The organism is Arthrobacter sp. 92, assembly GCF_050260325.1.
Lineage (GTDB): Bacteria > Actinomycetota > Actinomycetes > Actinomycetales > Micrococcaceae > Arthrobacter.
In genome coordinates, this window is record NZ_CP189863.1 from 4068567 (window position 1) to 4087058 (window position 18492).

Consider the following 18492-nt stretch of genomic DNA (forward strand, 5'->3'; position numbering starts at 1 on the left):
CGAACCACGCCTCCACGCCGCGCGGCGAAGTACTCGGGAGTACTGTTGTCTCATCATGACGAGCGCGTTCCGTACCTTGACAGTCCCCCTGGATGCAGAAACATTCCCCGGGGGGCTGCCGTCGTTTCTGGTCCGGGACGATGTCCTTTGCTGGACCCGCCGCGAGGCCGGTCTGGTGGGCTTCGGCGAGGTGGCACGGTTCACCGCCACGGGCCCGGAGCGTTTCCTCGAGGCCGATATCTGGTGGCGGCACCTGGTCCTGGAAGCGGACGTGACCGACTCCGTGCGATGTCCGGGCACCGGCCCGGTGGCATTCGGGTCCTTCGCCTTCTCGAAGGTGTCCACCCACCGGTCCCGCCTGATCGTCCCCGAGATAGTGGTGGGCGTCCGGGACGGCCGGTCCTGGCTCACCCAGTTAACGTTCGACGACGGCGAACTCACCCAGGCGGGCGCCCTCGCCACCCTGGAGCGCTGGTTGAGCGGCGCCGAGGATGCCGACGCGCTGGCTGCCGACGCCTCCGGAGCCGTGCTGTCCGTTGGCGACCGTCCCGGCGGCGGCATGACCGTGGAACCGGTTGCCGACGTCGTACCTAAACTTGAAACCGGCTCCCTCAGCGAACAGGACTGGATGGCCGCGGTGTCGGCGGGCGTCGCAGAGATCCGGACCGGGAAACTGGAAAAACTCGTGTTGGCCAGGGACATCGTGGCCACCCTCCCGGACGGCGTGAATGCCGCCGAGATCCTCCGCCAACTGGCTGTCCGGTATCGCGAATGCTGGACCTATGGCGTTGACGGCCTGGTGGGCTCCACTCCCGAGATGCTGATCCAGGTGGAGGGCCGTACCGCCCAGGCACGCGTGCTGGCCGGAACCCTAGACCGCCGGGACGCCGACGGAATGGCGGGCTCGCCGCTGGAATTCGCCGAACGCGTGCTGGCCGGCTCCGAGAAACAGCGGCATGAACACGAGATCGCCATCCAGTCACTCACCACCCAGCTGGCCCCGTTCTCCGAGGCCATGAACGCGCACAGCGAACCCTTCATCCTCGAGCTGCCCAATGTGTGGCATCTGGCCTCCGACGTGAAGGCCGAGCTCACCGAGGTCGAGGGCCACGTGCCCACCTGCCTGGCCCTGATCAACGCGCTCCACCCCACCGCCGCGGTGTGCGGGACACCCACCTCCGTGGCAGGCGCGCTCATCCGCAAGCTCGAGCACATGGACCGCGGACCCTACGCCGGGCCCGTGGGCTGGCTCGACGCGGCAGGAAACGGCGAATGGGGCATCGCCCTCCGGGGCGCCGTGATCGAGGCCCCGGATACCGTTCGGCTTTACGCCGGCTGCGGGATCGTGGAAGGTTCACATCCGGAAGCCGAACTGGCCGAGACCTGGGCCAAGTTCCGGCCGATGCTCGAATCCCTCGGCATCAAAAGCTGAAGCCCCGATTCCGGGATTGCAGACACTCCACGCCGGAAAAGTCTTGCGTTCCACCCCGAATTAGTTATCCAATAGTGAAACTAAGTTTTCTGTGACGTACATCTCGTGTTCGGCGATACACTATGAACCGACTTGTTTCGCATCCCTCCTGCAACAAAAGGTAAGAAAATGCAGATTTCCCGTACTCTTCTGGGCAGCTCCAAGCTGAAGGCCGCCACCGTTCTCGCCATTGGCGCACTGGCCCTCTCGGCCTGCACCAACGCCTCGCAAACCGGCACCTCGGGCGGGACGGCCTCGCCGTCCGGTAGTGCCAAGGCCAGCTTTGATCCTGCCACCGTCCAGAAGGACGACGCCCTGGCCGCCATGGTTCCGTCCGCGATCAAGTCCAAAGGCACCCTCACCGTGGGCTCGGACACCACCTACGCCCCCGCCGAATTCCTCGGCCCGGACGGACAGACTCCGGTGGGTTACGACGTCGACATCGCCAAGGCGATCGGTGCCACGCTGGGCCTGAAGGTCCAGGTGCAGACTGCCGAATTCACGGGCATCCTTCCCGCGCTCGGCCCCAAGTATGACCTCGGCATCTCCTCCTTCACCATCAACAAGGAGCGCCTCAGCGCCGTGAACATGGTGAGCTACTTCAACGCAGGCACCGCCTGGGCCGTCCAGAAGGGCAACCCGAAGAAGTTCTCCCTGGATGACGTCTGCGGCAAGTCCATTGGTGTGCAGACCGGCACCGTCCAGGAAGACCCCGACCTCTCCGGCCGCAACAAGAAGTGCACCGCGGACGGGAAGCAGCCCATCAACATCGTCACGCTCAAGAACCAGACGGACGTCACCACGCGCCTGGTCAACGGCAGCATCGACGCCATGGCAGCCGACTCCCCGATCATCGGCTACGCCCTGACCCAGACCAACGGCCAGCTTGAAAAGCTCGGCGATGTGTACGACGCCGCCCCGCAGGGCATCGCCGTGGCCAAGTCCGACACCGCGCTGGCCGACGTTATCCAGAAGACGGTCAACAAGCTGATCGAAAACGGCTCCTACAAGAAGATCCTCGAAGGCTGGGGCAACGCTGAGGGTGCGATCACCAAGTCCGAGATCAACCCGGCGGCCGGATCTTGAGTCTTCACGTCACCGACCGCAAGTCAGGCACGCAGATGGACCATCAGACAAACCAGCCGGCAGTGGTGCTGAACAAGGCCGTGCCGGTGCGCCACCCGGGCCGGTGGATCAGCGCCCTGCTGATCCTCGGCGTGCTGGCGCTCTTCCTGCAGAGCCTGGTCACCAACCCCAACTTCCGCTGGGACATCGTCGGCACCTACATCATGGACGTCAAGGTGGTCCAGGGTGTGGGGTGGACGCTGCTGCTGACCGTCGCCTCGATGGCCCTGGCCATTGTCCTTGCCATCCTGCTGGCGTTCATGCGCCAGTCGGACAACCCCGTGTTCCGCTGGTCCAGCTGGGCGTGGGTGTGGTTCTTCCGCGGCACCCCCGTGTACACGCAGTTGATCTTCTGGGGCCTGATCTCGGTCCTGTACCCCAAGATCAGCGCGGGCGTCCCGTTCGGCCCCGAGTTGTTAAGCGTGGACACCAGCACGGTGATCACCGCCACCGCTGCGGCCATCCTGGGCCTCGGCCTGAATGAGTCCGCCTACCTGGCGGAAATTTTCCGGGCGGGCCTGAAGTCCGTGGACCGCGGCCAGATGGAAGCCGCCGAGGCGTTGGGCATGGGCAAAACCAAGATCATGTGGCGGATCATCTTGCCGCAGGCCATGCGGGTGATCGTGCCGCCTACCGGCAACGAGACCATCGGCATGCTCAAGACCACTTCCCTGGTCCTGGCCGTCCCGTTCACCCTGGACCTGACGTTCGCCACGAACACGCTGGCCAACCGGACGTACCTTCCGGTGCCGCTGCTCATCGTGGCAGCCATCTGGTACCTCGTCATCACCAGCCTGTTGATGGTGGGCCAGCACTTCATCGAGGCCTACTACGGCAAGGGCGTGGACAACCTGGCCCCGGCCGCCGTCAACCCGGCGGCCGCCAAGGCTGCGTCCGCCGTCGCCCCGAGCGCCGAGGCTGAGCCGGCACTCAAGATGGACTTTCCCGAGGAGGAGGCAAAATGACCATCACCACTGTAAAACCGCTGGTGCGGATTGAAGGCCTCCACAAGTTCTACGGCCACCACCACGTGCTGCGCGGCATCGACCTGACGGTCAATCCGGGCGAGGTGTCCGTGGTGATCGGGCCCTCGGGTTCGGGCAAATCCACCATGCTGCGCTGCGTGAACCTGCTGGAAACCATCAGCGCCGGACGCATTTCCGTGGGCGACCAGCTGATCGGCTACCGCGAGGTCAACGGCAGGCTCCACGACCTCAAGACCAAGGAGATTGCCGCCCAGCGCCGCGAGATCGGCATGGTGTTCCAGCGCTTCAACCTGTTCCCGCACAAGACCGCCCTGCAGAACATCATGGAAGCTCCCGTGCAGGTCAAGGGCCAGTCGCGGGAGGTTGCCAAGAAGCGGGCCCTCGAGCTGCTGGACCGGGTGGGCCTGGCGGAGCGTGCCGGGCACTACCCCTCGCAGCTTTCCGGTGGCCAGCAGCAGCGTGTGGCCATTGCGCGCGCCCTGGCCATGGACCCGGAGCTCATGCTGTTCGATGAGCCAACCTCCGCGCTGGACCCTGAGCTGGTGGGCGACGTCCTGAACGTGATGAAGGACCTCGCCAAGTCCGGCATGACCATGATTGTGGTGACCCACGAGATCGGCTTTGCCCGCGAAGTGGGCGACCGGCTGACGTTTATGGACGGCGGTGTTGTGGTGGAGTCCGGCGACCCCCGCGAGATCCTCAGCAACCCGCAGCACGTCCGCACCAAGGAGTTCCTGAGCCGGGTGCTGTAGCCCGACGCTCAGATCGCCTGTCGACGCGCAAATGCCCCGTCGCTGCTGGAATTCCGGTAGCGGCGGGGCATTTGCGCGTCGCAGGGCAGATTGCGCGTCCTGGTCACTGCGCGGAGCGGGCACGACGGCGGGGCACACCAGCCGCGGCAAGCTTGCGCTCAAGTTGTCCATCGGCCCTCAGCTCGTCCCAGACCCAGCGGACAACTCCGATCCCGGAGGCCCTGATGCGGTCTTCCCTGAGCTTTTCGTCGACGACGGCCTGCGAGGGCGTCCGGCCCCGAAGGTACTCGGGCTTCAGGTACTTCACGACGCCGTCGAACTCCCCCGCCACCCGGGCACCATCCCAGTAGTAGTCCGTGTAGCCCACGAGCCCGGAGTGGTCCCGCATTTCGTACTGAAGCGCCGGCGATTCGAATCCGGCTATCCACATCAGTGCCCGGCCGTACGATTCGCCCGCCGAGCCGGAACGCGCGTCGGCGAACTCCACGGCCACCCGGATCCGCCGTGCCGCGGCCGCGGTGTAGTTGCCGTCGATCCCCGCCAGGAGCGTCTCCTTTGTGAGCGCAGGCAGGCCCTGCGCCCGGTCCGCCCTGAGCACATGGTCCACCGGCACCACTGCCTCGGCGAACGTCGTGAACGCCGCGAGGTCCAGCACGGTCCGCACCCGTCCGGTAACCAGCAGCCCTTCGCGCCGGACAACCTCCAACCCGGCCGGGGAGGCGTAGTGCCTCTTGATCCCGGCACGCGAGCGGCCGCCGTCATTCCTCATGGTCAGGGCATAGACAGGATGGCGGCGGCCGATGGTCGGAATTCTCCAGACGGACGCCGCGGAGTGACGGGCGAACACCGTCGGGGCCATCAACGCCTGGGCCGCGGCACTGACCCGCACGCGGTACTGCTCCCACTCTTCGAGCGCCTGCCAGGATGCCCCGTCAACATACACACCGTGCCGGACACGGACCAGCGCTCCCGAGTTGCACCTGCCGGCAAGCTGTTTCGGCGTCAGGCCCAGCTGGACGTGCTCACGGGCCAGTATCAGTCTGGGCAACTCCTTCATGGAACCAAGATCCCAGTCCGCGGACAGCATCGCGATGCCGCGCCGCGGCCATGTGGACAATCAGAGGCGGCATTCGCCCGACGCCCACATCACCTCGCGACGCGCAAATTACCCGGCGCTGCTGGAATTCCCCTAGCGACAGGGCATTTGCGCGTCGCAGGGCAGGGTGCGCGTCGCCAAGCACAGCGCGCGTCGCAGGGCAGGGTGCGCGTCGCCAAGCCACCACCCAGGGCACGGGCCGGGCTACTCCGCCGCAGGCGCTCCGGCCACCGCAGCTCCGACCGCGGCCCGGATGCGGGCGTGCAACTCCCTGAGTCCCTGCCGGTCGGTGCGGACCTCGATGATGCTCCGTCCCTCACGGGGTGAGGTGAGCGCCGCGGCGAGTTCCGCCGTCGTGCTGACCGCGTGGTGTTCGACGCCGTAGGCCGCGGCGAGTGCCGAGATGTCCACGGTGTGGGGGGTGCCGAAGAGCCGCTCGACGGCGTTGCCGTAGGCCCCGCTCTCCTGCACGGCGCCGTGCTCGAGGAGGTTGAAGATGGCTCCCCCGGAATCGTTCAGCACCACGATCCGCAGCAGCGGGTCTGGTTCGCCGGAGCCGAGGAGGAGGCCGCCAGCGTCGTGCAGGAAGGTCACGTCGCCCACCAGCAGCGTGGTCTCCTGCCGGCCGCCCAACGCGATTCCGGTGGCCGTGGAGAGGGTGCCGTCGATCCCGGCCAGGCCACGGTTGGCGAACACGGTGGCGTGCGGCTCCGGCGCGGGCTCCCCGGCGAGGTCCACGTCGCGGATCCCGTTGGAGGACCCGAGCATTAGCTGCCCGCGGGAATGCTTCCACACCAGCGCGCCTACGGCGGGTCCAGTGGCGGCAGCTGAACTTGCCAGGACCTGGTCCAGGGAATGTTGGGCCGCGGCACCGGCAAGCAGCCAGGCATCCAGCCAGGTGGCGGAGCCCCGCCCAGCGAATTCGGCAAGGTCCGCGAGGTTATCCAGCGGCAGTTCGGTCCGGCGGCCGGGCTCATACCAGGCCACGGGGACGGGTTGGTACAGGGCTGCGGGGACGTCGGCGCGGGCCAGCAGCGCCGACACGGGCCGGGAGAGGGTAGGCCGGCCAAACAGCACCACGCGTTCGATCGGCAGCGCGGATCCTGCACCGAAGTGTTCCAGCAGCAGCCGGTACGGGCCCACGGCGTTGGGTCCGAACCGGGCGTTGGAGGACGGTTCGGCCAGCAGCGGCAGTCCATGGGCCCGGGCGAAGGCTTCGGCGACGGGTCCGGCGTCGTGCCCCGCCAGCACCACCGTTCGCCGCTCCCGAAGATGGGCCGGGGCGGCCGGGAAGTCAAGCGCCAGGGGGCCGCGGCCAACCCGGTAAACACCACGGCCGGATACGGCGGGCAAGTGGTCCTCGCGGGCCGGGACCAGCGGATCCCGGAAGGCGAGGTTCAGCTGCACAGGTCCGGGCGCTACGTCGTCGAAGACGCCCGTGGCCGCACTGAGGGCGGTCTCCACGGCGCGCCGCGGGTCACGGCCGGCGGGGACGTCGACGGCGAACCGCACGTGGTCGCCGAACAAGTCGAGTTGGGTGGTGGTCTGGTTGGCCCCGGTCCCCCGGAGTTCCTCGGGACGGTCCGCCGAAATCACCATGAGCGGCACGGCGGCGTGGTTGGCCTCCATTACGGCCGGCAGAAGATTCCCCACTGCGGTGCCCGAGGTAGTGAGGACGGCGGCAGGCGCACCCGTGGACAAGGCCAGGCCGAGGGCGGTGAACCCCGCCGAGCGCTCGTCGATCCGGACCAGGAGTTCCACTCGACCGGCGGCGTCGGCCTCGGCAAGGGCGTAGGCCATCGGCGCCGACCGGGACCCCGGCGACACCACCACGTAACGCACACCGCCGGCGAGCAGCGCGGACACCGCCATGCGGGCGGCTTCGAGCGAGCTAAGGGATTCCGGGGCAGGCTCTTCGGCGGGGACATGCTCATCGGCCGGGGCAGGCTCTTCGGCGGCTGATTGGGCATTGAGCGGGTCCAGCGGGTTCTCGGAAGTCACCACACCAGTTTCCCACCAACCAGGGGCCCTACATGTTCTCTGGGGTTTCGATGCCCAGCAGGTCCAGGCCGGCGGACAACCTGTGGAGGACGAGTGTGCATAGGGCGAGCCGGGACTGCCGCACGGATTCCTCCGCCTTCAGCACCGGGCACTGATCATAGAAGGCCGTGAACAGTTGCGCCAGTTCGAAGAGGTAGGTGCACAGCCGGTGCGGCTCCAGCAGTTCCCCCACCTTTTGCAGGGTCGCGCCGTACTCCAGCAGGTGGAGGGCCAGGGCACGTTCGGCCGGTTCGACGACGGCGATCGCCACGGCTGGGGTCAACCCGCCCGCCGCACCGCCCGGACCGCCGGCCCCAGCCCCAGCGCCGCCCAAGTCGCCGGCCTTCCGCAGGATGGAACGGATCCGCGCCGCGGCGTACTGCACGTAGGGGCCGGTGTTTCCGGTGAGAGCCAGCATGCGGTCGAAATCGAATACATACTCGGTATCGTGGCCCACGGCAAGGTCTGCGTATTTAACGGCGCCAATGCCCACCTGGCGTGCGGTGATGGCGCGGTCCTCCTCGGAGAGATCCGGGCGGCTCGCGTCCACCACCGCCCGGGCACGGTCCACAGCCTCCTCCAGCAGGGCCATGAGTTTCACGGGCGTGCCGGACCGGGACTTGAGGATCTTGCCGTCCTCGCCCAGCACGTTGCCGATCTGCACATGGGTGGCCTCCACCGAATCCGGCAGCCACCCGGCCTCGCGGGCCGTTTCGAAAACCATGCGCAGGTGCACGTTCTGTGGCGCGCCCACCACGTAGAGGATGCGGTCCGCGTGCAGTTCCTGGACCCGGTACCGGATGGTCGCAAGGTCCGTGGTGGCGTAGCCGTAGCCGCCGTCGGACTTCCGGATGATCAGCGGCAGCGGCTCGCCGTCGCGGCCGGTGAAGCCTGCGGGGAACGTGCACAGCGCCCCTTCGCTCACACGGGCCAGTCCGCGCTCCTCCAGCTCCTGGCACAGTTGTGCTAGATGGGGATCGTAGGAGCTTTCGCCGGCAATGTGGTCGTCCTCGAGGCTGACGCCCAGCGTGGCGTAGATGGCATTGAAGTAGACCTTCGAGTGGTCCACCAGCCGCTGCCACACCTCCAGGGTTTCCTCGTGGGCCGACTGCAGGGACACCACGCGAAGTCGCGCCCGCGTGGCGAAACTGTCCGGGCCCGAATCAGAGGCATCGAACTTTGCCCGCGCCGCCTGGTAGAACGCGCTGGGGTCCCTCTCCAGCAAGGCGGCCTCGGGCGAGTCCTCGCCGATCTCCAGCCAGTGCTCAATCAGCATCCCAAATGGCGTGCCCCAGTCGCCGATGTGGTTCTGCCGGATCACCGTGTGGCCCAGCGCCTCGAGGACGCGGACCAGGCTGTCCCCCACCACCGTGGTGCGGAGGTGGCCCACGTGCATTTCCTTCGCAACGTTCGGGGAGGAATAGTCGACGACGACGCGCTGGGCCGGCGTCTCAGGCGCACCCGCCGCCGGGGCGCCGGACGCATGGGCGTTCAGCAACTCCTCGATCCAGGTACCGTCGAACGTGAGGTTGATGAAGCCCGGCCCGGACAGCTCCACTTTGGTGCAGATGCCGTCGAGTTCCAGCGCATCCACGATGCGCGCGGCCGCGTCCCGGGGCGGCAGGCCGACCTTCCGGGCCAGGGCCATGGCGGCGTTGATCTGGATGTCCGCGAACTGCGATGGCCGGATGACGGGATCGGTCTGGCGGAACTCCTCGCCGAACGCTTGGGCAATCGCTGCCTGGACTATGGGGACAACCATCTCGGCCGGATTATTCACATTCTCCAAATTATCAGCCACGCCCCTTCCGACCCCACCTCCTGCGTTGCGCTATCACTTACGGTCCCCAAAAACGACTCCAAAGGACCACAAGTGATAGCGCAACGGACGGGCGGAGGAGGCGTCAGGCGTCTGCGCGGAAAACCTGCACCACGGACGGGCGAGGAGCGCGGGCCTGGCCCGGCTTCGGGGCGGAACCCGCGGCCACATAGTCCGGGAAGTACGAGTGCTGGTCGGCGAACGTGCCCTCCTCGCCCGGGTGCTGGACTGCCACGAACACGGTCCGTTCCTCGTCGTGGATCACGGGGCCGCAGGTTTCGGCGTCCCGGGGCACCGCCAGGAACTGCTCCACCTTGCCGCGCTCGGCTCCGGTGAGGGTGACCTTGAAGAGCCCGTCCGCGTAGCCGATGCTGGAGGGGGCGCCGTCGGTGGAGATCCACAGATCGCCCACGGAGTCGAAGGCCACGTTGTCCGGGCAGGAGATCGGCGAGACCTTGTCGGCCGGGAATCCGGCGAAGTACGTGGAGCTGTTCCTGGCCGGATCGCCGCAGACCATCAGCAGGTTCCAGCCGAACGCGGTGGAGGTCTGGTCCCCGGTTTCGGTGATCTCCACGATGTGGCCGTCCCGATTGAGGTTGCGGGGGTTGACCTCGGTGGCGCTTTCCTTGCCCACCTTGCCGCGGTCCGAGTTGTTGGTGCAGACCACGTAGACCTTGCCGGTGTGCAGGCTCGGCTGGACGTCCTCGCAGCGGTCCATCTTGGTGGGGCCCACCTTGTCGGCCGCCAGGCGCGTGTACACCAGGACCTCCCCGACGGACATGCCGGCCACGGCCGACTTGCCACCCACCACGAGGGGCAGCCATTCGCCCGAGCCGTCGAAGGCGCCGTCGGCGGGAAGCTTGCCCGAACCGTCGATTTCAGCCGCCGGGGAGTCACCGGTGAACTTGGCCACGAACAGGTCGCCTTCTGAAAGCAGCGTCATATTGTGCTTGCGGTCAGCCGCTGTTGTGCCCGGACGGTATTTCGCCGCCGACACGAACTTGTAGAGGTAGTCGAAGCGCTCGTCGTCGCCCATATAGGCCACCACGTGGCCGGATTCTGCCACGATCACGTTGGCGCCCTCGTGCTTGAACCGGCCCATCGCCGAGTGCTTCTTCGGGGTGGACATGGGATCGAAGGGGTCCACTTCCACCACCCAGCCGAACCGGTTGGTCTCGTTGGCGTACCCGGCGTTGCGGGTGTCGAACCGGGGGTCGTCCAGTTCCCACTGGCGCGCCGTCGGCTTGCTGGTCAGTCCGTAGCGCTTGTCGGCGGCGGAGGTGCCGGCGGAGACGAAATAGCCGTTGAAGTTCTCTTCGCCGGAGAGGATGGTGCCCCAGGGGGTGGTGCCGCCGGAGCAGTTGCCCAGTGTGCCCTTGATGGCGCGTCCGGAGGGATCGGCAACGGTGGTGACCAGCGCGGAGCCGGCTGCCGGGCCGGTGAGCTCATATGTGGTGTCGCTGAGGTAGCGGCGGTTCAGCGGCGCGCCCTTGACGTAGTTCCACGGCTTGTTCTTGTTCTTGCGCTCCAGCTCCACCACGGTGAGGCCGTGGGCCGCGCGGCCGATCGCGCGGGTCTCCGCGGCGTCGAACGTGGCAGGGAGCATGATGTTCTCGTTGGTGTACTCGTGGTTGGTGAAGAGCACGGCGCGGCGGTCCTTGGACCCCTCGATGGGCAGGATGTCCGTGTAGTCGTTGTTGTAACCGAACTGCCGGGACTGGGCCGCGGCCGTCTGCTTGTCCAGGTCGAAGTCCGGCGCGTCATCGAACAGCGGGTCTCCCCAGCGGATGACGGGCTGCCAGGTGAATCCTTCGGGAACCGTGAGGGCGTCGACGGCGGAGTCCACCGGTGCGATGGCGTTGAACTGGAGCCTGGACTTGCCGAAGCCGTCCTTGGCGGCCGCCGCGAGGCCAGGGCCGCCGTCGGCCACTGCCCCTTCCGGGGAGGTCAGGGAACCGAGGACGACGGCGAGCGCACCGGCGGCGCCGAACCCAAGGGCGGCGCGGCGGGACAGTGTGGCGGACGCGATGTCGCGGAAGTAGCTGTTCGTGCTGGTGTTGCAGACCTCGCCGGAGCAGGCGTTGTCGCACTTCAGGGCACACGTGACGGGGCTGCGCTTGCCCTTGGTATGGCCGAGCATGGGGAGCAAGGCAAACTTGCGTCCGGTGGTTTCAGGCATTGGAGACCTTCCAGGGTGTTCGGTGCGGTCCGCCCACCCTGTCAGTCATTTTCGACTCACAGCCAACTCTCAGGTAAAGATCAGATTAACTCCGGCGACTTGATGGATAAGCGCCCGCGAGCTCGGCGTGCACCCTTCGGAGCCGTTCCAGCCACCAGTCCCGGCGCTCAGGAGCGGCGGCGTGTTCGGCCAGCAGCCCGGCGTCGGCGGCAACGTCGCGGACCCGGATGGCGCCGTCGTCGGCCACCAGCGAATCCCTGGTGACATCCGCCGCGAGCAGGGACACCGTTCCCAGCCCGCACGCGTAGGGCAGCTCCGGGAGGGCTGCGGCGAGCGCCAGCCCGGCGCGGATTCCCACGGAGGTGTCCAGCGCTGAGCTGACCACCGCCGGCAGCCCTGCGTGCGCCACGATCTCCAAGGCCCGCCGTACGCCGCCGAGCGGAGCCACCTTCACCACGATCAGGTCAGCCGCGCCCGCGCGGGCCACCTTCAAGGGGTCCTCTTCCTTGCGGACACTTTCATCGGCCGCGATCAGCACCGGAACACGCGCCTGCCGCAGCTGCCGCCGCACCTCGGCCAGGCCGGCGATGTCAGGGACCGGCTGCTCGGCGTATTCAAGCCCGACGGCGGACAGCCGCCTGAGTGCCTCCACCGCCACCGGGACGTTCCAGCCGCCGTTCGCATCCACCCGGATGGCGGCGTCCGGCAGGGCTGCGCGGACGGCGTCCACCCGGGCGGCGTCGTCGTCGAGAGTCTGGCCGCGTTCGGCCACCTTGACCTTGACCGCGTCCACCCGGCCAAAGCGGGCAAGAATCTCCGGAACCCTGGCCGCCTCAACCGCCGGCACCGTGGCATTAACCGGAATGCTGTCCCTGAGCGGCGGCGGGAAGCCCTGCCAGCCGGCCTCGACCGCAGAGGCAAGCCACCGGGAGGCTTCGGCGTCGCCGTATTCGGGGAACGGGCAGAATTCGCCCCACCCCAGGGGGCCATCAAGGAGCAGCGCCTCCCGGGTGAGGATGCCGCGGAATTTCACCCGCATGGGCAGGCTCACCACATGCGCGGATGCCAGGAGTTCGTCCAGGGAGGGAAGAACGGGCGGTTGCTGGAGTGCGTCGGCGGGCATGATTTCACTCTACCGGCCACCCCCGACAGTCAAACCGGGGCATGCTTCCCGGGCGTCATTTTCGGATGACGGCGTCCGGCGGCTGGGGTGTGGTGATCGGGTCCGCGTGCCGGTGCACGAGCGCCCAGGTGTCACCTTCGCGGCGATAGATGCTGGTGACCCGCAGGTCGAACGGCGATATTTCGGCGCCTCCTCCGACCTTGGCTTGCCAGTGTTCTATGTCCAGGAGGCAGGCGAGATCGGCAGTGACGAAGCTGGTGAGGGTATCAAAAGCGGTGACGCGCCCGTCTTTGAACCGTGCAGCGGCTGAATCGAGGGCCTCTGACACCCGCTCCCAGCCCACCGCCGGAGGACCCCAGGGGTTGGCCAGGGACACATCCGCGCTGTGGGAGAAGATCACCTTGGCGGGCTCCGGGTCGCCTTGGGCAAACCGGGTGGCCGCTTGATGAAACTGCTCGATGACCTCGTCAAGCTGCATTGGTCCCACCTTCTGACTCGTAGGGTCGTCCGGGTATGTGCACCAGGTGGAGCGCACATGGCCTCAGAACGCGGGTGGAACGGCGCAGCCGGCTTCGCAGCTGAACCTCGGAATGGACGGCAGCTGAACCTCGCCGCTGAACCTCGGAATGGACTGCGGAGCGGGCCTTGGAAATGGGCCTTGGTAGGGCCGACGACGACTGGGGGCGAGCTCTAGGATTAAGAAACTCGTCGCCGCCGGCCCAGCTCAAGGAGCCCTGGCGCGAATCCAGCGGAGGTCCGCCGGATTCGCCGCGGGCGGCTGGTCAAGAACCATGCCGATGAGAAAATTCTATGAACGGTCAAGGCCGCTGGCGTGAGTGCCCGCTACTCGTTTTTCGGGCCGGCGTGTACTCACAATTGCGGATATCACGCACCCGCGATGTCGGGGTTCCAGGGAGGCCGGCAGGAGTATACGCAGGGGGTCCGGTCAATGTCACGGCACCGGTTTAGCGAGGCCGTCCACGAAGGCGACAGGCGCCGTGTACTGCTGGTAGAGCTGGAGCGCGTCCTCGACCGAGAGGTTTCCAAACGTCAGTGCCGTCTGCAGCGCCTCAAGCTGCGCGTTGCAGGTTTCGGCGGCGCTGACCCGCTCGGCCACCGAGTGCGAGTTAGCCAGATTCGTGGCCATGGCAGCCGCGAGAGATGCCAGCACCGCGCCGAGGCAGAGCACCTGCCAGACGGTGGAGCTCTGTTCCAGGGACAGGGCGCCCTGCGCGGCCGTGGTGAACTTGGTGCCGCCGAAGGCCGGGCCCGCCGTGAGCGCCGCGGACAGGGCGCTGCCCACAACGCTAGTGCTGGCCAGCCTGTTCCGGCGGGGCCGCGCCTTGCGCAGGAAGGCCTGGAGTGCCAGTTGCCGTTGCTCAATATTCTCCGTCAGCTTCTGACGCTTGTCCGGCTGTTCGCTCATGACCCTTCCCCGCGCCTGGTGAGGTTGCGCCCTGCCCCTTCAGGGCCGCAGTTGGTTCAAGCTTGCGCCGGGGGTGCAGGGGTGTCAACGTTGAGGACAGCCACCCGCGGGCGCCGGAAGACGCCCGGGAAACGGCCCCTGCACGGCCCTAAGTCCGGACCTTAATCGGCGGATGCCAACGCCCCGCGTGTCACCGTCGGTTTGGGCATTGGCATCCGCCACGGCAGCGGGCGCAGTGCTGATGGGCTTGCTGCCGACACTGCAAGCCTAGGAAGAACAGCAAGCCGCGGGCACGAGTGTCCGCTACCTGTTTTTGCCGCGCACTTCGGCCAGCGGTGACCGGCACTACGGGCCCGCACCGGGCGCGCACCGGTCCCGCACCGGGCCCACTTGGGCGTCCCCTGGGCCTCCCCCTGGGACCGCGCTGGTCCCGCGCTGGTCCCGCGCCACCGCAGCCACCGCAGCCAGCTCACAGCATTCTGTGACACCCTAAAGTGGATGACTTTTCAGCTGAAAGATTCCGGACGACGGCGGCACTCCCCCAAGGCGGCCTCCGCCCAGGCGCGCGGCACCAGGGGCCTCGGCGCCCTGTGCATCCTTGCCACGCTGGCCTGCCTGTCCGGGCTGGCGGCCACCTACTTCTTCTTCGTCCGGACCACCACCGGCCAGTTCATTGACGAGTCCGCCCTCGTGGAAGCCGTGGCCATTCACGGGCCCGCGGGCAAGGCCGCCACCGAGTTCCTGGACTGGCTGCCCACCATCTCCCTGGTGGTGGCCGCCGTCGTGGTTCTTTTTGTCACGGTGATCCGCCGCCGCTGGGCCTCCGCGGGAATAGCGCTGGCGGCGTGTGTGGGTGCCAACGTGGCCACCCAGGTCCTCAAGGAGCTGCTGCCCGCGCGGCCGTTCCGCGGCGTGGAAACCCTGGAGCTGAACTCACTTCCCTCCGGGCACACCACGCTGGCCGCCTCGGCCGCTGCCGCCGTGTTCCTGATGGCCTCGCCGCGCTGGCGTCCGTTCGCGGGTTTTGTGGGTGGCAGCTTCGCGATCGTGTCCGGGGTTTCCACGCTGGTGAACCAGTGGCACCGGCCCTCCGACGTGGTGGCCGCATTCCTGCTGGTGGGCGCCTTCGTGATTCCGGCCGGCTGGCTGATTATCCGCAAGGGCAGCGCCTGGAATGTGTGGGACGGATTTGGCAGCCACTGGGCGTCGTCGCGCTGGTGGCTGGGGCTGCCGGTGCTGATCGGCCTGGCGTCCGCCGCGGTGGCAGTGTATTCGCTGGCCAAGATCGCCCCGGGCCCCGGGCAGGAAGGCAGCACCACCAACTACTTCTGGGCGGGCATCTCCCTGATTGTCATCGCAGGTTACCTGGCCACCGTTGCGGCCACATCGCTGTTCGCATTCGGGGCACGACGGCGGGTCCCCGCCGGCCGCTGACGGCTCACATGGCCGTGCTCAGGTAGAGGCCGGGCAGCCACTCAGGGTGCGAGGGAACGAACATCGCGAAGCCGATCAATGCCGCTCCTGTGATCCGGCTGAACACCAGCCCGTACTTCCACGTTTTCTCCAGGAAGATGGCGGCGGCGATCGCGGCCATCCAGGCAAGGTTCATCACCCCCACCGTCACCAGCACCACCATCAGGCCCCAGCAGCAGCCCACGCAGTACACCCCGTGGTACAGGCCAACCCGGACATCCCGGAGGGCGCCCTTGAATCCGGAGACGTGCAGCAGGAACGCCACCGGGGAGCGGCAGTGCCGCAGGCAGAAGTCCTTGAGCGGGGTGAACTGGTAGGCCCCGGCGGCCACGAGCAGCCCGGCGCCCACCCAGGGGGCCGCGGCGGGAGCGGCCGAAGCCAGCCACGCGCCCAGTTCAGCCGCGGCGTAGGCCACCAGGCCAAAGCCTGTCCAGGTCAGCAGGTAGCCGCCGATCAGGGCGGCCGTCCGCGCCGTCCTCACCCGCCGGTCGCGCACGGCGCGGATGGACCTCAGATACATGGCGGTGAGCGGCGCCAGCGCGGGCAGCATCATGGCAGCCATCATCAGCGCCCATGCGCCGAGGAAGCCCGGCAACCCCATCCCCATGGTCCCGGGGCCTGCAGGCATTCCCTGCAGGCCATAGAAGGTGAGGTACCAGGCGAGGGCCGCGCACAGGATCAGCGCCACCCAGGCTGTCTGTTGACTGACCGCCTGGTGGCTGCGCCCGGTCACCCTAGGCCGACCAGGCGAAGGGAGCCGAGAAGGAGTTCTTTCCGGCGTTGTCCCAGGTCATGCCGAAGACGTTAACGACGGCGGTGCTGGACGTTCCGGCTGCCAGGGTATCGGACGGGAAGCCCACTCCGCTGACCTTCACGCCCGCTTCGGCGCGGTCCAGCGGCGAGACGAAATCCTCCACCGCCATGTCCACGGCGCTGCCCACCTTGACCTGGTGCCGGCGGCCGTCATTGCTGTAGGTGATCTCCTGGGACTCCATACCCACCATGTCGCCGATCAGCGGGACCAAGCCCTCCATCGGTCCGCCAAGCTGGCCGCCGAACACCCCGCCGAGGGCCTCGGCCTGTTCAGGGGTGGCGGCCGCGTCCATCAGTACGCCCACCTTCCAGCCGCCGTCGCTCATGACCGGGGGCGCATCCGCCACCACGCAGACGGTCAGGCCGGCGACGTCGACCCCGTTGACCTCGCCGGTGTCCACATGGAACGCCAGGGCAACGTTGCACCGCTCATTGTCCGCCGGGGCCGTCAGGCCCGAGGTTGTGCACGGGCACACCATGTTGCAGTTGCAGTTTTCAAAGTAGGTACCCTCTACGTGCCACGCCAATTTGGGGCTCCTTTCGAAGTGGCATCCCCCCAAATACGAGTTTCCTCGCGGCCATGGGCACCGTCAACGGGTCCGGAATTGGAGCTCGACGGCGCGTCCCGGCACGCGCATTTGTCTACTTGAGGAAGGCGGCGTTGAAGGAGTTCAAGTCCACATAGACGCCGTTGAAATAGTGCTCGAACGTCTGCTGCACGCCGATCCGCATGGTGGTGGCGGTGTTCCAACCCCCGTATTGCACCGGGGCACCTGCGAGGTGGTTGGGGGTCCAGCTTGCAAAGTCGATGAGGCGCGGGTCCGCATCCCAGAGCGGGACGTCGGCGAACGCCGTGCTGCCGCCGGTGATCATGGGCCACATCCCGTGGCCGGTATAGATCACGGGCCGCACTCCCATGCCCTTCACGCCGTCCACCATGGCGCGGGTCACCGCCCTGCCGCCTGTTTCGACGTCCAGGGCGAAGAACTGCAACTGCGGAATGTACGGCCCCGCCGCGCTGATGCCCGCCTGCCAGCAGGCCGGATCGCGGGTGTAGACGGCGATCTTCAGGCCGGCGTCGAGGGCCATCTTGAGTTGCGGCTGGGTGCGCTCCCACGGAACGCAGGCGCCCCAGACGGCGGAGTGCATCACGTAGAGGCGGAACCCGGCGGCGTAAGCCTGATGGAACCAGTTCGGGTCGGTGATGGTGGCTGTGGTGTCCAGTACCTTGACGGACGGGTCCGCGGCGTTCGCGGCCGGCGCCGCCGCGAGGCTTGTTCCAAGCACCGCGGCCAGCACCAGTCCAAAGCCCAGCACCGTGGCCAAGGCTGCGGCGATGGTCTTGGGGATCGTGCGAAGCCCCTGGGTCATAGCCATTAGGGTACGCCGGAGACTCCATTTACGGGAAGCTGGCGATATACAGGAAGCTGGCGCCGCTTCATGTTCCCGGTCTAATCGGCGGCGCCGCAGGCAGTGCCGTCCCCGTTGGAGTCCAGATGCTGCGGGTCTACGCCGTGCTGCCGCACGGCGATGCCGTTAGCGAAGTACACCCGGACCTCCGAGCAGGTCCAGTTGTGCGGCATGCTGGCCGGGTCCAGGCCGGCGTTTTTCATCTGTTGTATATGTTCGGCCAGACTCGGCGGCACCACCGGCAGGCACTGCCCGGCATCGCCGTATTCCTTGAGACATCCGCCCAGTGATTGTGAAGCTGTGTCCAGGACCTGCGAGGGATCGACGGTTCCGCGGAGGGTGGGTGCCGGGTTCGCCGCGTTCGGGTGAGAGCCGAGGCCGTCCGGCGTGGCGGCGGCGTCGCTTAATGATCGCTGTGTGCGGTTGGCCGACTGGCTGTCGCCGTCGGCCGGCGGGTTGACCTGCTGTCCGCTCGGGCGCTGGCCCGACGGCGTATTGACGGTGGCGGCGCTGTTGTCCGGTGTCGGGCCCGGCGCGGTTCCGCTTGGAGGTGGATCGGCACGGCCTGCGGCCGCCTCGGCGAGGACCAGGCCCGATGCTGTTGAAGGGTGGATATGTGCTCCCGGGGCTGCTGCCGAGACGCCCTGCCGATGGAGCAGCAACGCCGCCAGGGCGACGAGGCACACGCCTGTGAATGCGAGCCGCATGAATAGCCAGAAGGATACTTTGGGTGGGCTTTTTTTCATCGGGTTTCCTCGCGAATGTGCTGGGGTGCCGGG

General features: G+C 67.5%; 17 protein-coding genes. 6 read left to right on the plus strand and 11 right to left on the minus strand.

The features are described from left to right. Positions 1-55 precede the first annotated feature (55 nt). From ACP4XC_RS18875 to ACP4XC_RS18890, 4 genes are all read left to right on the plus strand, one after another. On the plus strand, positions 56-1432 hold the full coding sequence (locus tag ACP4XC_RS18875; protein ID WP_427172240.1) for an isochorismate synthase: 1377 nt from the start codon (positions 56-58) through the stop codon (positions 1430-1432). A gap of 168 nt (positions 1433-1600) precedes the next feature. After that, positions 1601-2557 carry an ABC transporter substrate-binding protein gene (locus ACP4XC_RS18880; RefSeq protein ID WP_427172241.1) on the plus strand — a complete coding sequence of 319 codons (957 nt, stop codon included), beginning with the start codon at positions 1601-1603 and terminating at the stop codon, positions 2555-2557. Positions 2558-2592: 35 nt separating this feature from the next. Then, positions 2593-3561 carry an amino acid ABC transporter permease gene (locus tag ACP4XC_RS18885; RefSeq protein WP_427172242.1) on the plus strand — a complete coding sequence of 323 codons (969 nt, stop codon included), beginning with the start codon at positions 2593-2595 and terminating at the stop codon, positions 3559-3561. Beyond that, positions 3558-4334 carry an amino acid ABC transporter ATP-binding protein gene (locus ACP4XC_RS18890; protein ID WP_427172243.1) on the plus strand — a complete coding sequence of 259 codons (777 nt, stop codon included), beginning with the start codon at positions 3558-3560 and terminating at the stop codon, positions 4332-4334. The genes ACP4XC_RS18885 and ACP4XC_RS18890 overlap by 4 nt, the downstream gene beginning before the upstream one ends. Before the next feature lie 103 nt (positions 4335-4437). Here the strand turns inward: ACP4XC_RS18890 and ACP4XC_RS18895 are convergent, their stop codons facing one another. Then, positions 4438-5391, minus strand: coding sequence for a hypothetical protein (locus ACP4XC_RS18895; protein WP_427172244.1), 954 nt, complete (start codon positions 5389-5391; stop codon positions 4438-4440). Here ACP4XC_RS18895 and ACP4XC_RS18900 point away from each other — a divergent pair. After that, positions 5390-5527, plus strand: a complete 138-nt coding sequence (locus ACP4XC_RS18900) for a hypothetical protein (RefSeq protein WP_427172245.1) — start codon at positions 5390-5392, stop codon at positions 5525-5527. The genes ACP4XC_RS18895 and ACP4XC_RS18900 overlap by 2 nt on opposite strands. Before the next feature lie 107 nt (positions 5528-5634). Here ACP4XC_RS18900 and menD read toward each other — a convergent pair whose 3' ends face one another. The 6 genes from menD to ACP4XC_RS18930 all read right to left on the minus strand — a co-directional run bounded on the left by menD (position 5635) and on the right by ACP4XC_RS18930 (position 14017). Then, positions 5635-7302, minus strand: a complete 1668-nt coding sequence (gene menD, locus ACP4XC_RS18905; protein WP_427175162.1) for a 2-succinyl-5-enolpyruvyl-6-hydroxy-3-cyclohexene-1-carboxylic-acid synthase — start codon at positions 7300-7302, stop codon at positions 5635-5637. A gap of 157 nt (positions 7303-7459) precedes the next feature. Further along, complete coding sequence (gene argS / locus ACP4XC_RS18910) at positions 7460-9232, minus strand: arginine--tRNA ligase (RefSeq protein ID WP_427175163.1); 1773 nt, start codon at positions 9230-9232, stop codon at positions 7460-7462. A 142-nt stretch (positions 9233-9374) separates the two neighbouring features. Further along, entirely contained in the window at positions 9375-11468 is a 2094-nt protein-coding gene (locus ACP4XC_RS18915) for a PhoX family protein (RefSeq protein ID WP_427172246.1), read from the minus strand. A gap of 85 nt (positions 11469-11553) precedes the next feature. After that, the gene (locus tag ACP4XC_RS18920; RefSeq protein ID WP_427172247.1) at positions 11554-12591 is read right to left on the minus strand and encodes an o-succinylbenzoate synthase; all 1038 of its coding nucleotides are present in this window, start codon (positions 12589-12591) and stop codon (positions 11554-11556) included. 55 nt (positions 12592-12646) lie between these two features. Beyond that, positions 12647-13069: a YybH family protein gene (locus tag ACP4XC_RS18925; protein ID WP_427172248.1), complete on the minus strand. Its 423-nt coding sequence runs from the start codon at positions 13067-13069 to the stop codon at positions 12647-12649. Between the two features lie 474 nt (positions 13070-13543). Next, on the minus strand, positions 13544-14017 hold the full coding sequence (locus ACP4XC_RS18930) for a hypothetical protein (protein WP_427172249.1): 474 nt from the start codon (positions 14015-14017) through the stop codon (positions 13544-13546). Between the two features lie 498 nt (positions 14018-14515). On the opposite strand from ACP4XC_RS18930, the gene ACP4XC_RS18935 reads away from it, so the two are divergent. Then, complete coding sequence (locus ACP4XC_RS18935) at positions 14516-15451, plus strand: phosphatase PAP2 family protein (RefSeq protein ID WP_427172250.1); 936 nt, start codon at positions 14516-14518, stop codon at positions 15449-15451. 4 nt (positions 15452-15455) lie between these two features. Here ACP4XC_RS18935 and ACP4XC_RS18940 read toward each other — a convergent pair whose 3' ends face one another. The 4 genes from ACP4XC_RS18940 to ACP4XC_RS18955 form a co-directional block, all read right to left on the minus strand. Next, positions 15456-16178 carry a DUF2182 domain-containing protein gene (locus tag ACP4XC_RS18940; protein WP_427172251.1) on the minus strand — a complete coding sequence of 241 codons (723 nt, stop codon included), beginning with the start codon at positions 16176-16178 and terminating at the stop codon, positions 15456-15458. 46 nt (positions 16179-16224) lie between these two features. Next, complete coding sequence (locus ACP4XC_RS18945) at positions 16225-16830, minus strand: DUF1326 domain-containing protein (protein WP_427172252.1); 606 nt, start codon at positions 16828-16830, stop codon at positions 16225-16227. A 115-nt stretch (positions 16831-16945) separates the two neighbouring features. Then, entirely contained in the window at positions 16946-17674 is a 729-nt protein-coding gene (locus ACP4XC_RS18950; protein ID WP_427172254.1) for a hypothetical protein, read from the minus strand. 80 nt (positions 17675-17754) lie between these two features. After that, positions 17755-18459 (minus strand): hypothetical protein, encoded by a 705-nt coding sequence (locus tag ACP4XC_RS18955; protein ID WP_427172255.1) that lies wholly within the window; start codon positions 18457-18459, stop codon positions 17755-17757. Positions 18460-18492 lie beyond the last annotated feature (33 nt).